We start from the raw sequence: 14343 nt of genomic DNA on the forward strand, positions 1-14343 counted from the left end.
GGGGAAGCCTTTATTCTGCTGCATCGCGGCCATTGGGCCGGTCGGTGGTATCCTCGGCGGGGGGCATGTTGTGGCCGAGAAGGCGCAGCACCTCGGCCGCCGCCTCCATGAGATTGGTGCCGGGGCCGAAAATGGCGGAGACGCCGGCCCGGCGCAGCTCGTCATAATCCTGTGCGGGGATGACGCCGCCGGCGATCACCTTGATGTCGGACCGCCCCGCCTCCGCCAGCCGTGCGATGAGATCGGGGATCAGCGTCTTGTGCCCGGCCGCGAGCGACGAGGCGCCGACGATGTCGACGTCTTTCTCGACCGCCAGCACCGCCGCTTCCGCCGGGGTCTGGAACAGCGGGCCGGGCACGATCTCGAAGCCGAGATCGCCGAACATGGAGGACACGAGATTGGCGCCCCGGTCGTGCCCGTCCTGCCCCATCTTGGCCACCAGCATGCGCGGGCGCCGCCCGAGGCGGTGCCGGGTGGAGGCGACGGCGTCGGTGAGGCGCGTCCAGCGCGGATCGTTCTCGTAGGCGCCGCCATAGATGCCCTTCACAGGCCTCGGGCTGGTGTCGAAGCGGCCGAACACGTCCTCCATCGCGCCGGAAATCTCGCCCAGCGTCGCGCGCGCCCTGGCGCACGCCACCGCAAGTTCGAGGAGATTGCCCTCTCCCTTCGCGCCTTCGCGCAGGGCCTCCAGCGCGGCGGCCACGGCTTGCGGGTCGCGCTCTGCCTTGACCCGCTCGATGCGGGCCACCTGCGCCTCGCGCACGGCGTGGTTGTCGACGTCGAGGATGTCGATCGGCGCCTCGGTCTCCAGCCGATAGCGGTTGACGCCGACGATCACGTCCTCGCCGCGATCGACCCGCGCGGCCTTGGCGGCGGCGGCCTCCTCGATCATCGCCTTCGGCCAGCCCGAAGCCACGGCCTTGGCCATGCCGCCCTCTTGGCGGATGCGCTCGATCAGCTCCCAGGCGCCGTCCACCAGCGCCTTCGTCAGGCTCTCCACGTAGTAGCTGCCGCCGAGCGGATCGACGACCTTGGTCATGCCCGTTTCCTCCTGGAGAACGAGCTGCGTGTTGCGGGCGATGCGGGCGGAGGTTTCGGTCGGCAGCGCGATCGCCTCGTCCAGCGCGTTGGTGTGCAGCGACTGCGTGCCGCCCAGCATCGCGGCCATGGCCTCGATCGTGGTGCGGATCACGTTGTTGGTCGGGTCCTGCTCGGTGAGCGAGACGCCGGAGGTCTGGCAGTGGGTGCGCAGCATCTTGGAGCGCTCATCCTTTGCCCCGAGTTCGGTCATCGCCCGGTGCCAGAGAACGCGCGCGGCGCGCAGCTTGGCCACCTCCATGAAGAAGTTCATGCCGATGGCGAAGAAGAAGGAGAGGCGCCCGGCGAAGGCGTCGATGTCGAGCCCCGAGGCGACGCCGTATCGGACATATTCCATGCCGTCGGCGATGGTGAAGGCGAGCTCCTGGAGCTGCGTCGCCCCCGCCTCCTGCATGTGGTAGCCCGAGATCGAGATCGAGTTGAACTTCGGCATCTCGCGGCTGGTATAGGCGAAGATGTCGGAGACGATCCGCATGGAGGATTCGGGCGGGTAGATATAGGTGTTGCGGACCATGAACTCCTTGAGGATGTCGTTCTGGATGGTCCCGTCGAGCCGGGCGCGCGGCACGCCCTGCTCCTCGCCCGCCACGATGAAGAAGGCGAGCACCGGGATCACCGCCCCGTTCATGGTCATCGACACCGACATCTGATCCAGCGGGATACCGTCGAAGAGGATCTTCATGTCCTCGACGGTGTCGATCGCAACGCCCGCCTTGCCGACATCGCCGACCACTCGGGGGTGGTCCGAGTCGTAGCCGCGATGGGTGGCGAGGTCGAAGGCGACCGACAGGCCCTTCTGCCCGGCCGCGAGATTGCGGCGGTAGAAGGCGTTGGAGGCTTCGGCCGTCGAGAAGCCGGCATATTGGCGGATCGTCCAGGGCCGCCCGGCATACATCGAGGCGCGCACGCCGCGCGTGAACGGCGCGAACCCCGGCAGGCCGGGGTTCCAGCCCGCCATATCCTCGGCGGTGTAGAGCGGCTTGACCACGATGCCCTCGGGCGTCTTCCAGTCGAGGTCGCGGCCCTTCACCTCCCGCTCGGCTGCCTTGCGCCAGTCGGCCGGGGTGGGGCGTTCAGTGTCCGCCATCGGGCGCCTCCATCAGTTCGACCAGCACGCCGCCCATATCGCGCGGGTGAAGAAACACGATCCGCGTGCCGTGCGCGCCGATGCGCGGGCTCCCCAGCAGCCGCGCGCCGGACGCGGTAAGATCGGCGATCTCTGCATCGAGATCGGCCACCTCGAAGCAGAGATGATGCTGCCCGCCGGCCGGGTTGCGCTCGAGAAAGCCGGCGACCGGCGAAGCGTCGTCCAGCGGCTCGATCAGCTCGATCTGCGTGTTGCCCGCATTCACGAAGCAGACCTTCACGCCCTGCTCGGGCAGATCGAAGAGCGCGCCGATGGCTGCGGCTCCGAAGAGCTTGGCATAGTGCTCCACGGCTTGCGCGATCGAGGGCGTCGCCACGCCGACATGGTTCAAGCGTCCCAACGCCATCCCGGTTCCTCCCACGTTTCTGCTCCTACAACGGGATGTTGTCGTGCTTCTTCCAAGGGTTCTGGAGCGACTTGCCGCGCAGCTTGCGAAGCCCGAGCGCGATGCGCCGACGCGTCGAGTGGGGCATGATGACCTCGTCCACGAAGCCCTTGGACGCCGCGACGAAAGGATTGGCGAAGCGGCGCTCGTATTCGGCCGTGCGCTCGGCGATCTCCTCCGGGCTCCTGCCCCGGAAGATGATCTCCACCGCGCCCTTGGCGCCCATCACCGCGATCTCGGCCGTCGGCCAGGCATAGTTCAGATCACCCCGCAGATGCTTGGAGGCCATGACGTCGTAGGCCCCGCCATAGGCCTTGCGGGTGATGACGGTGATCTTGGGGACCGTCGCCTCGCCATAGGCGAAGAGCAGCTTGGCGCCGTGCTTGATGATGCCGTTGTGCTCCTGGCCCACGCCCGGCAGGAAGCCCGGCACGTCCACGAAGGTCACGATCGGAATCTCGAACGCGTCGCAGAAGCGCACGAAGCGCGCGGCCTTCTTGGAGGCTGATATGTCGAGGCAGCCGGCCAGCACCGTCGGCTGGTTGGCGACGATCCCGACCGTGCGCCCTTCCACGCGGCCGAGGCCCACGATGATGTTGCCGGCATGGCCGGGCTGGATCTCGAAGAACTCGCCCTCGTCCACCGTCTTGGCGACGAGCTCGCGCATGTCGTAGGGCTGGTTGGCGGAAGGGGGGATCAGCGTGTCGAGGCTCGGCTCCAGCCGGTCGAACGGATCGGCCGTCGGCCGCTCGGGAACGCCGGAGCGGTTGGACGCGGGCAGGAAGCCGACGAAGTCGCGCGCCGCGAGCAGCGCCTCCATGTCGTTCTCGAAGGCGCAGTCGGCAACCGAGGACTTGGTCGTATGGGTGATGGCGCCGCCGAGATCCTCCTGGCTGACGATCTCGTTGGTCACCGTCTTCACCACGTCCGGCCCGGTGACGAACATGTAGCTGGAATCCTTCACCATGAAGATGAAGTCGGTCATGGCCGGCGAGTAGACCGCCCCGCCCGCACACGGGCCCATGACGAGGCTGAGCTGGGGCACGACGCCCGACGCCAGCACGTTGCGCTGGAACACTTCGGCATAGCCGCCGAGCGAGGCCACACCCTCCTGAATGCGCGCGCCGCCCGAATCGTTGAGCCCGATCACGGGCGCGCCGACCTTCAGCGCCATGTCCATGATCTTGCAGATTTTCTGCGCGTGGCGCTCCGACAGCGAGCCGCCGAAGACGGTGAAGTCCTGGCTGAAGACGAAGACGAGCCGGCCGTCGATCGTGCCCGATCCCGTCACCACGCCATCGCCCGGCACGATCTCGCGCTCCATGCCGAAATCGGTGCAATTGTGCTCGACGAACATGTCGAGCTCCTCGAACGAGCCCTCGTCCAGAAGCACGTCCAGGCGCTCGCGCGCGGTCAGCTTGCCCTTGGCGTGCTGGGCGGCGATGCGCCGCTCGCCCCCGCCCTGGCGCGCGGCGGCCCGGCGGCGCTCGAGTTCGTGAATGGTCGACGACATGGCAGGCCTCCCTCGGAACCAACGCAGTTGAGGGAAAGCCAGGTTGCGCCGCAACTGCGATGTTGCAAAGCTGCAAAAGCCATGTTTGCATAATTGCCGGATCGAAACAGCGAAGCACCCCTCCCATGAAGAAGCTCGCGCCCCGTTTCATCGGGGAGCGTATCCGGGCGCTGCGCAACGGCCGGGCGCAAAGCCAGGCCGCGATGGCGGAGCGGCTGGGCATTTCCGTCAGCTATCTCTCGCAGATCGAGAACGGCGACCGGCCGGTGACGCCGGCCGTGCTTTCGGCGGTCGCCGCCGCCTTCCCGTCCGACTGGGCGGCGATCGACGGGGACGACGAGGCCGCGCTGCTGATCGACGTCCTGGAGGCCGCCGGCGATCCCAGCGTCGAGGGCGTGCTTTCGCCTGACACGGCCCGGCGCGCCGTTCACCGCCAGCCGCTTCTGGCCCGCCGCCTCGCCGCGCTCTACGCCGCCTATCGCCGGACGCAGGATCAATTGCGCGTTCTCGACGACCGGGTGGACACGAGCGAGGGCCCGCGCTCGCAGCTGCCCTGGGAGCGCGTGCGCGACTGGTTCCATTCCGAGCGGAACTATGTCGACGCGCTGGACCGGGCGGCGGAGGAGATCGCCGAGGCGATCGATGGGCCGATGGCGCCGGGGCTGGAGCGCCTGCTTCTGGATCGCCACGGCGTCCGCGTCCGGGCGCAGGCCTCTGCGGGCGACGCGCTGCGCAGCTTCGACGCCGCCACGAAGACCCTTCGCATCGATCCGCACCAGACGCCGGAAACCCAGACCTTCCAGATCGCCTATCAGTTCGCCCGCCTCGACTTCCAGGAAAGGATCGGGGAGATTGCCGGCTCGCTCGGCCCGGCGCGCGAGCTTCTGGCGACGGGCCTGACGAACTACGCCGCCGCCGCCATCCTGATGCCCTACCGGCGCTTTCGCGACTCGGCGCTGGAACTACGGCACGACATCGACCGGTTGCGCCGCGTCTTCGGCACCAGCTTCGAGCAGACCTGTCACCGGCTGTCCACGCTGCAGCGGCCGGGCCTGGCGGGAACGCCGTTCTTCTTCTGCCGCGTGGACATGGCGGGCAACATCACCAAGCGCCATTCCGCCACCGCGCTCCAGTTCGCGCGCTTCGGCGGCGCCTGCCCGCTCTGGATCGTGCACGAGGCCGTCGCCATTCCCGACCGCATCCTGGTGCAGCTCGCCGAGATGCCCGACGGCATTCGCTACCTCTCGATGGCCAAGGGGCTGGTGAAGCCCTCCTCCAGCTTCGCGCGCCCCCCGCGCCGCTACGCCGTGGCGATCGGCTGCGAGATCGCGCATGCCGCCGACTTCGTCTATGCCGACGCGATCGGCACCAACGGCACCCCGACGCCGATCGGATCGTCCTGCCGCATCTGCCCGCGCCAGGACTGCGACCAGCGGGCCTTTCCGCCCGCGGCCGCCGACATCCAGCTCGATTCCGACCATAGGGGTCCCGTGCCCTACACGTTCCGCTGACGCGCGCAGTAAGGGTATGAAACGGGGTATAAGGCCCGATCCGTCAGGCGAGGGACAGAACGATCGCGAGGCCCAGCCAGAAGGCGGAGGCGATCCAGAAGGCGAGGCGAAAGCCCGTCGGGCTGCGGAGGGGTTGGGTCATGCGGGCGAGTTTGACGCCCATTGCTCGCCCATCAAGTCGGGATGGGTCCTCACCCGAACGGGTCAAGGGGCCGAGTGCGAGCCGGGCCCCGCCATTTCCCGCAGCCACCGCTCCCCACCCGTTGCCCCTCGGCCGGGCGACGACTAGCCTGCGCGCGGCGCGGGTTCGGCCCCCTGCCTTCGCGGAGCCCCGATGCAGATCCGACATCTCCAGTATTTCGTCACCCTGGCGCGCGTCGGCCATTTCCGCCGCGCGGCGGAAAGCTGCGGCGTGTCGCAGCCGACGCTCTCGGCCGGGCTCAACTCGCTGGAGACCCTGCTCGGGGTGGAACTGGTGCGGCGCGACCGGCGCTTCGTCGGGCTGACGGCCGAGGGCGAGGCGGCCCTGCCCTGGGCGCAGCAGATGCTGCACGATTGCGACGGAATGCTGCGCGCAGCCGGCCGGCCGGGCATCGGCCTGTCCGGGCGGCTGCGCCTCGGCGTCATCCCGGCCGCCATGCCGGCGGCGGGTGCCATCCCGCCGGTTCTGGCGATCGACCATCCCGATCTTCAGCCGGTGATCCTGTCCATGACCTCGCGCGAGATCGAGCGCGCGCTTCATGCGCACGATATCGACGGCGGCATTACCTATCTGGAAAGCGAGCCGCTGTCGGGCGTCATCAGCTGGACCTTCTACGAGGAGCGCTACCGCTTCGCGACGCCGGCCGACGGCGAATTCGCCGGCCGCTCGTCCATCTCCTGGGCCGAGGCGGCCTCGGCCCCGCTCTGCCTTCTCACGCGCGACATGCAGAACCGGCGCATTCTCGACGCGCAGATGACCCGCGTCGGCGTCGAGATGCGCCCGCGCGCCACCGCCAATTCCTACACCGCGCTTCTCTCGATGGTGCGCATGGGCGGCCTGTCCTCGATCCTGCCCCATCCCCAGGCCCGCACGGCCGAGCGCGATCCCTCGATCCTGGTCCTGCCCTTCGACGATCCCTCGCCGCCCCAGGCCGTGGGGCTCGTCGTGCTCGATCGCCATCCGATGTCGGCGCTGACGCGCGCGATCCTCTCCTGCGTACGCTCGGCCGAGTTCCGCCGCCAGATCGAGCCGCTGCGGGACACACGCTGAGCGATTTTTGATAGAGGCGCTCTATCAACGATCGATCCGGCTGCATTTGACTCATTCTAAGTTTCGCAACACCCTCGTCTGTCAGGAGAAACACGATCGCGAGGTCGTGGCTCCGCGTGTCCTGGGAGGGTTCATGAGTTCCGCAGCCGATGTGTCGCGTCCAGCCAAAGCCGGCTTTCTGGAGCGGGAAAACACCGTCGCGAAGGCCGGTTTCAACCGCTGGCTGATCCCGCCCTGCGCCCTTGCCATCCATTTGTGTATCGGCATGGCCTACGGGTTCTCGGTGTTCTGGCTGCCGCTGTCGCGCGCCATCGGCGTGTCGCAGTCCGTCACCTGCGACGGTATGAACCTGACGACCGCCCTGTTCACGACAACGTGCGACTGGCGCGTGTCGGACCTTCTTTGGATGTACACGCTGTTCTTCGTGGTGCTCGGCGCCTCGGCCGCCATCTGGGGCGGCTGGCTGGAGCGGGCCGGTCCGCGCAAGGCCGGGCTCGTGTCGGCCGTGTGCTGGTGCGGCGGCATGGTGATTTCGGCGCTCGGCATCTACCTCCACCAACTCTGGCTGATGTGGCTGGGTTCAGGAATTATCGGCGGCATCGGCCTCGGGCTCGGCTACATCTCGCCGGTCTCCACGCTCATCAAATGGTTCCCGGACCGTCGCGGCATGGCGACCGGCATGGCGATCATGGGCTTTGGCGGCGGCGCGATGATCGGCTCACCGCTCGCCGACATGCTGATGCGCCATTTCGCCAGCCCTGAGGGCGTCGGCGTGTGGCAGACGTTCCTGGTGCTCGCCGCCGTCTACTTCGTGTTCATGGTGTCCGGCGCGCTGGGATACCGCGTGCCGCCCGAGAACTGGCGCCCCGCTGGCTGGACGCCCGCCGAGGCGAAGAACCGCATGATCGCCACCGGCGACGTGCACCTGAAGGACGCGCACAGGACGCCGCAGTTCTGGCTGATCTGGGTGGTGCTCCTCACCAACGTCTCCGCCTCGATCGGCATCATCGGCGTCGCCTCGCCCATGCTGCAAGAAATCTTCGCCGGGCGGCTGATCGGGGCCGAGGGCGTCCGCTTCCTCGACTTCACGCCCGAGCAGCGCGCCGCCGCCGCCGCCGTGGGCGCGGGCTTCGTCGGCCTCGTGTCGCTGTTCAACATCGGCGGGCGCTTCTTCTGGGCCTCCTTCTCCGACCGGCTCGGCCGCAAGACCACCTATGCCGTGATCTTGGCGCTCGGCCTTGCGATCTATGCCGCCCTGCTGCCGCTCAGCGCTTCCGGCGGCCTTCTGTTCGTGTTCGTCGCCTCGTTCTGCGTGATCGCCTCCATGTATGGCGGCGGCTTCGCCACCGTGCCGGCCTATCTCGCGGACGTGTTCGGCACCAAGTTCGTCGGCGCCATCCATGGCCGGCTGCTCACCGCCTGGTCGCTCGCGGGCGTCTTCGGCGGTCTCATCACCGGCACGATCCGAGACCGGCAGATCGCGGCCGGCGTGCCGCGCGAGACGGTGTACCAGCCGATCTTCCTGACGGTCGCCGCGCTTCTGGCGGTGGGCTTCGTGGCCAATCTCCTCGTTCGCCCCGTCGCGCAGAAATGGCAGATGCGCCAGGAGGGCAAGGGCGCCTCGAAGCCGACGCTGGTCGGCGCGGCCCCGGCGGGCGGCGACTACGGCATCGGGCGCGGCGGCTTCAGCGGCGCGGCGCTTCTGGCCTGGGGCATCATCGCCCTGCCGCTTCTCTGGGGCGTCTTCATCACGCTGCAGAAGGCCGCAGCCCTGTTCTGACGATCAAGTCGCGCCGGCGCCGCCCCTCGTGGCGCCGGCCTTTCGATATTCGGGAGATCACCCATGCTCGATTCCGCGCGACGCTCCGTTCCCTTCGACCGAGAGCGGCTGGACGAGATCATCGCCGCCCACAAGGATCGGCCCGGCGCGCTCTTGCCGATCCTGCACGAGGTGCAGGGCGAGTTCGGCATGGTGGACGACGCCGCCGTGCCGGTGATCGCGCTAGCGCTCAACCTGTCGCGCGCCGATGTGCACGGCGTTCTCACCTTCTATCACGACTTCCGCCGCCAGCCGGCGGGCCGCACCGTGGTCAAGCTCTGCTCGGCCGAGGCCTGCCAGGCGGCGGGCGGGCGGGCGCTCCAGGCCCGGGCCGAGGAACTGCTGGGCGTGCCCATGAAGGCGACCAGCGGCGACGGCGCGGTGACGCTGGAGCCGGTCTACTGCCTCGGCCTCTGCTCCGTCGCCCCGGCGGCGATGGTGAACGGCAAGATCCATGGCCGCCTGTCGGCCGAGCGACTGGCGACGCTTCTCGGGGAGGCCGTGCGATGAACGGGCTGGTTCGTGTCTTCGTGCCGCGCGACGCCGCGGCTCTCGCGGTCGGCGCCGACGAGGTGGCGAGCGCCATCGCGCAGGCCGCAGCGCAAGCGGGGCGCGCCGTCGAGATCGTGCGCACCGGCTCGCGCGGGATGCACTTTCTGGAAGTGCTGGTCGAGGTCGAGACGGCGGACGGGCGCATCGGCTACGGCCCTGTTGGCGAGGCGGACGTCGCCGCGCTGGTCGCGGCGGGCCTGTTCGAGGGCGGCGCGCATCCGCTGCGCATCGGGCGGCCCGAGGCGCATCCGTTCCTTGCTCGCCAGACGCGCTCCACCATGGCGCTGTGCGGCATCGTCGATCCGCGCTCGGAAAGCGATTATCGCGCCCATGGCGGCTGGCGCGGGCTCCAAGCGGCGCTCGCCATGAGCGCCGAGGAAAGGGTCAAGACCGTCGCCGCCTCCGGGCTGCGCGGGCGCGGCGGCGCGGGCTTTCCCACGGGCATCAAGTGGGACACGGTGCGCATGGCATCGGCCGACCGGAAATATGTCGTCTGCAATGCCGACGAAGGCGATTCCGGTACGTTCGCGGACCGCATGACCATGGAAGGCGATCCGTTCCGCCTCGTGGAGGGCATGGCGATCGCGGGCGTCAGCGTCGGCGCGACCTATGGCTATATCTATATCCGCTCGGAATATCCGCACGCGATCGAGGCGATGGAGCACGCCATCGTCGAAGCGCGCCGCGCCGGATGGCTCGGGAGCTCGGTCGGTGGCTCGGGGCTGGCCTTCGACATGGAGGTGCGCGTCGGCGCCGGCGCCTATGTCTGCGGCGAGGAAACCTCGCTTCTCAACTCGATCGAGGGCAAGCGCGGCATCGTGCGCGCCAAGCCGCCGCTGCCGGCGCTGAAGGGCCTGTTCGGCAGGCCGACCGTGGTCAACAACGTCCTCTCGCTCGCCGCCGTGCCGGCGATCTTCGCCGAAGGGCCGGAGGCCTACGAGCGGCTGGGTCTCGGACGCTCGCGCGGCACCATGCCGGTGCAGCTCGGCGGCAATGTGCGCCATGGCGGCCTGGTGGAAGTGCCCTTCGGCATCACCTTGGGCGAACTCGTCAACGAGATCGGCGGCGGCACGGCCTCGGGCCGGCCGGTGCGCGCGGTGCAGGTCGGCGGCCCGCTCGGCGCCTATTTCCCGCCCTCGCTCTTCGACACGCCCTTCGACTACGAGGCCTTCACGGCCAAGGACGGGCTGATCGGCCATGGCGGCATCACCGTGTTCGACGACACGGTCGACATGGCGCATATGGCGCGCTTCGCCATGGAGTTCTGCGCGGCGGAAAGCTGCGGCAAGTGCACGCCCTGCCGCATCGGCGCGGTGCGCGGGCAGGAGACGATGGACCGCGTGCTCGCCGCGCGCGAGGCCGGGCGCTCCGCCAGGGCCGAGCTCGATCTCCTGGCCGACCTCTGCGAGACGATGAAGTTCGGCTCGCTCTGCGCGCTCGGCGGCTTCACGCCCTACCCCGTCATGAGCGCGATGACGCATTTTCGCGAAGACTTCGATCTCGACGCGCGGCCGCTCCCGGCCGCGCTCCAGACGGCGAACTGAGGAGGACACGGCATGTCGCTCGTTCACGAGACCGACCACGGCACACCCGAGCGCCGCTCCGAGAAGATGGTGACGCTGACGATCGACGGCGAAAGCGTCACCGTGCCGGCGGGCACCAGCCTGATGCGCGCCGCGAGCCTGATGGGCACCAAGATCCCCAAGCTCTGCGCGAGCGACTCGCTGGAGCCCTTCGGCTCCTGCCGCATGTGCCTCGTGGAAGTGGAAGGGCTGCGCGGCACGCCGGCCTCCTGCACCACGCTGGCGGCCGACAACATGGTGGTCCACACGCAGACCGACCGGCTCGCCAAGCTGCGCCGGGGCGTGATGGAACTCTACATCTCCGACCACCCGCTGGACTGCCTGACCTGCTCGGCCAATGGCGACTGCGAGCTGCAGGACACGGCGGGCGAAGTCGGCCTGCGCGAGGTGCGCTACGGCCAGCACGGCGAGAACCACGTCCATGCCCACGAGCATGGCGAGGCGAACCCGCTCTTCATGGAGAAGGACCTCTCCAACCCCTATTTCCAGTACGACCCGTCCAAATGCATCGTCTGCTCGCGCTGCGTTCGGGCCTGCGAGGAGGTGCAGGGCACGTTCGCGCTGACCATCGCCGGGCGCGGCTTCGACAGCCGCGTTTCGCCCAGCCAGGGGCAGGACTTCTTCTCCTCCGAATGCGTGTCCTGCGGCGCCTGCGTCCAGGCCTGCCCCACCGCGACGCTGATGGAAAAGTCGGTGGTGGCGATCGGCGTGCCCGAGCATTCCAAGGTCACGACCTGCGCCTATTGCGGCGTCGGCTGCTCCTTCAAGGCCGAGATGCGCGGCGAGGAGCTGGTGCGCATGGTGCCTTGGAAGGACGGCAAGGCCAATCACGGCCATAGCTGCGTCAAGGGCCGCTTCGCCTATGGCTACGCCAACCACCGCGAGCGCATCACCAAGCCGATGATCCGCGCCTCGACCTCCGATCCCTGGCAGGAAGTGTCGTGGGAGGAGGCGATCGCCCACACGGCGTCCGAGTTCCGCCGCATCCAGGAGAAGTACGGGCGCAACGCGGTCGGCGGCATCACCTCGTCCCGCTGCACCAACGAGGAGACGTTCCTCGTCCAGAAGCTGATCCGGGCGGGTTTCGGCAACAACAATGTCGACACCTGCGCCCGCGTCTGCCACTCGCCGACCGGCTACGGGCTGAAGACCACGCTCGGCACCTCGGCCGGCACGCAGGACTTCGATTCCGTCGAAGAATCCGACGTCATTCTCGTGATCGGCGCCAACCCGACCGATGGGCATCCGGTCTTCGCCAGCCGCATGAAGAAGCGACTGCGCGAGGGCGCGGAGCTGATCGTGATCGACCCGCGCCGCATCGACCTCGTGCGCACGCCGCATGTGGAAGCCGCGCACCACCTGCCGCTGCGCCCCGGCACCAACGTCGCCGTTCTCACCGCCATGGCGCATGTGATCGTCACCGAAGGGCTGGTGGACGAGGAGTATGTGCGCGCGCGCTGCGATCTGGAGGCCTTCGCGGCCTGGGCGGAGTTCGTGTCCGACCCCGCGCGCTCGCCGGAAGCCAGCGAGCCGATGACCCGCGTTCCCGCGGCCGACCTTCGCGCCGCCGCACGTCTCTACGCCACGGGCGGCCGGGCGGCGATCTACTACGGGCTCGGCGTCACCGAACACAGCCAGGGCTCCACCACGGTCATGGCCATCGCGAACCTCGCCATGGCCACCGGCAATATCGGCCGTCGCGGCGCGGGCGTGAACCCGCTTCGCGGGCAGAACAACGTGCAGGGCGCCTGCGACATGGGCTCCTTCCCGCACGAGCTGTCGGGCTATCGCCACGTGTCCGACGACACGGCGCGCGCCCTGTTCGAGACCATGTGGGGCGTCGAGCTCGACGACGAGCCGGGCATGCGCATTCCCAACATGCTGGACGCGGCGGTCGCCGGCGAGTTCAAGGGCATCTACATCCAGGGCGAGGACATTCTCCAGTCCGACCCCAACACGCGCCATGTCACGGCGGGCCTCGCCGCCATGGAATGTGTCGTGGTGCAGGACCTGTTCCTGAACGAGACGGCGGTCCACGCCCATGTCTTCCTGCCGGGCTCGACCTTCCTGGAGAAGGACGGCACCTTCACCAATGCCGAGCGCCGCATCCAGCGCGTGCGACGCGTGATGAAACCCAAGAACGGCTATGCCGACTGGGAGATCACGCAGCTTCTCTCCAACGCGCTCGGCCTGCCGATGGCCTACGCGCATCCGTCCGAGATCATGGCCGAGATCGCGGCGCTGACGCCTACCTTCTCGGGCGTGTCCTACGAGCGCCTGGAGACCGAGTCCCTGCAATGGCCGGTCAATGAAAAGGCCCCGCTCGGCACGCCGCTCATGCACATGGAAGGTTTCGTGCGCGGCAAGGGCCTCTTCGTGGTGACGGAATACGTGCCGACCGACGAGAAGGTCGGCCCGCGCTTCCCGCTTCTGCTCACCACGGGCCGCATCCTGTCGCAGTACAATGTCGGCGCGCAGACGCGGCGCACGGACAACGTGCTCTGGCACGAGGAGGATCTCCTCGAAATCCACCCGCACGACGCCGAGGAGCGGGGCATCCGCGAGGGCGCCTTCGTCAAGGTGGCGAGCCGGGCCGGCGACACGAGCCTGCGCGCGCGCATCACGGACCGCGTGGCGCCGGGCGTCGTCTACACGACCTTCCACCATCCGCTGACGCAGGCCAACGTCGTGACGACGGACTATTCGGACTGGGCCACCAACTGCCCGGAATACAAGGTGACCGCCGTTCAGGTCTCGCCTTCCAACGGGCCGAGCGACTGGCAGGAGCACTACAACAGCTTCGCGGAGCGCTCGCGCCGCGTCGCCCAGGCGGAGCCGGCGGAATGAGCGCGCCACACGAAGCGGGATCGGACGAGACCGGAGCGCACGAGACGGGACCGAGCGAGGCCGAAAAGCTCGTCTCCATGCTGAACCAGGTGGCGCGCTTCTTCGAGGCGCAGGCGCACGAGCCCGGCGCGCTGGGCGTCGCCGACCATGTCGCCGCCTTCTGGACGCCGCGCATGCGAGACACGATCCTCGCCCATCTCGACGCGGCGGACGGCGCGGGCCTGCGCCCCCTCGCCCGCGAGGGCCTGGAATCCCTGCGCGCCCGCCCGCCCAAAGCCGCCAAGCGCGCCCTGGAGCGAGCCGGCGGCATCTCGGTCGGCACCAAGCCGGGCGCCGACGCCGGCTGAATCCTCCGGGGTCTGTTGGCGCCTGAGTCCGACTCTACGTCGTTGGCTTTTCACGAACGGGAAAGCCGGGATGCTGAGCGAAGAGCAATGGTCTGATGCGGAGCCGCTGATCGAGGCGTGCCGACCCCGTGCGAAGATGCCGAGCCCGCATCTTCGGCGAACCGTCGATGCGCGCCTACCTCGCGTCGCGCCTTGGCGTCCTGTCGCTCATGACGCCGGTTTTCGAAATCGGCTTCGGCATCGCCGTTCTCGGCAACGACCTGACTCCCGAGTTCGTGGGGGCGCTGCC

Annotated in this window: 10 protein-coding genes; 7 read left to right on the top strand and 3 right to left on the bottom strand. The window is 68.8% G+C overall.

The features are described 5' to 3' along the window. Positions 1–10 precede the first annotated feature (10 nt). Genes scpA through M673_RS22010 form a run of 3 tightly spaced genes read right to left on the bottom strand, consistent with a single transcriptional unit; the run spans position 11 to position 4143 of the window. Positions 11–2185: a methylmalonyl-CoA mutase gene (gene scpA, locus M673_RS22000; RefSeq protein WP_061978867.1), complete on the bottom strand. Its 2175-nt coding sequence runs from the start codon at positions 2183–2185 to the stop codon at positions 11–13. Next, positions 2172–2591: a methylmalonyl-CoA epimerase gene (gene mce, locus M673_RS22005; protein ID WP_061978868.1), complete on the bottom strand. Its 420-nt coding sequence runs from the start codon at positions 2589–2591 to the stop codon at positions 2172–2174. The genes scpA and mce overlap by 14 nt, the downstream gene beginning before the upstream one ends. Positions 2592–2616: 25 nt before the next feature. After that, positions 2617–4143, bottom strand: a complete 1527-nt coding sequence (locus M673_RS22010) for an acyl-CoA carboxylase subunit beta (protein WP_061978869.1) — start codon at positions 4141–4143, stop codon at positions 2617–2619. A gap of 125 nt (positions 4144–4268) precedes the next feature. On the opposite strand from M673_RS22010, the gene M673_RS22015 reads away from it, so the two are divergent. The 7 genes from M673_RS22015 to M673_RS23845 all read left to right on the top strand — a co-directional run bounded on the left by M673_RS22015 (position 4269) and on the right by M673_RS23845 (position 14054). Beyond that, positions 4269–5654, top strand: a complete 1386-nt coding sequence (locus M673_RS22015) for a helix-turn-helix domain-containing protein (RefSeq protein ID WP_061978870.1) — start codon at positions 4269–4271, stop codon at positions 5652–5654. A 334-nt stretch (positions 5655–5988) separates the two neighbouring features. Then, the gene (locus M673_RS22020; RefSeq protein WP_061978871.1) at positions 5989–6906 is read left to right on the top strand and encodes a LysR family transcriptional regulator; all 918 of its coding nucleotides are present in this window, start codon (positions 5989–5991) and stop codon (positions 6904–6906) included. Between the two features lie 133 nt (positions 6907–7039). After that, complete coding sequence (locus M673_RS22025; RefSeq protein WP_061978872.1) at positions 7040–8686, top strand: OFA family MFS transporter; 1647 nt, start codon at positions 7040–7042, stop codon at positions 8684–8686. 63 nt (positions 8687–8749) lie between these two features. Then, positions 8750–9235: a formate dehydrogenase subunit gamma gene (locus tag M673_RS22030; RefSeq protein WP_061978873.1), complete on the top strand. Its 486-nt coding sequence runs from the start codon at positions 8750–8752 to the stop codon at positions 9233–9235. Next, on the top strand, positions 9232–10821 hold the full coding sequence (locus M673_RS22035; protein ID WP_061978874.1) for a formate dehydrogenase beta subunit: 1590 nt from the start codon (positions 9232–9234) through the stop codon (positions 10819–10821). The genes M673_RS22030 and M673_RS22035 overlap by 4 nt, the downstream gene beginning before the upstream one ends. A 12-nt stretch (positions 10822–10833) precedes the next feature. Then, positions 10834–13707, top strand: a complete 2874-nt coding sequence (gene fdhF / locus M673_RS22040; RefSeq protein WP_061978875.1) for a formate dehydrogenase subunit alpha — start codon at positions 10834–10836, stop codon at positions 13705–13707. Continuing rightward, complete coding sequence (locus M673_RS23845) at positions 13704–14054, top strand: formate dehydrogenase subunit delta (RefSeq protein ID WP_082640017.1); 351 nt, start codon at positions 13704–13706, stop codon at positions 14052–14054. The genes fdhF and M673_RS23845 overlap by 4 nt, the downstream gene beginning before the upstream one ends. Positions 14055–14343: the final 289 nt, after the last annotated feature.

The sequence above is a fragment of the Aureimonas sp. AU20 genome (assembly GCF_001442755.1).
GTDB lineage: Bacteria > Pseudomonadota > Alphaproteobacteria > Rhizobiales > Rhizobiaceae > Aureimonas.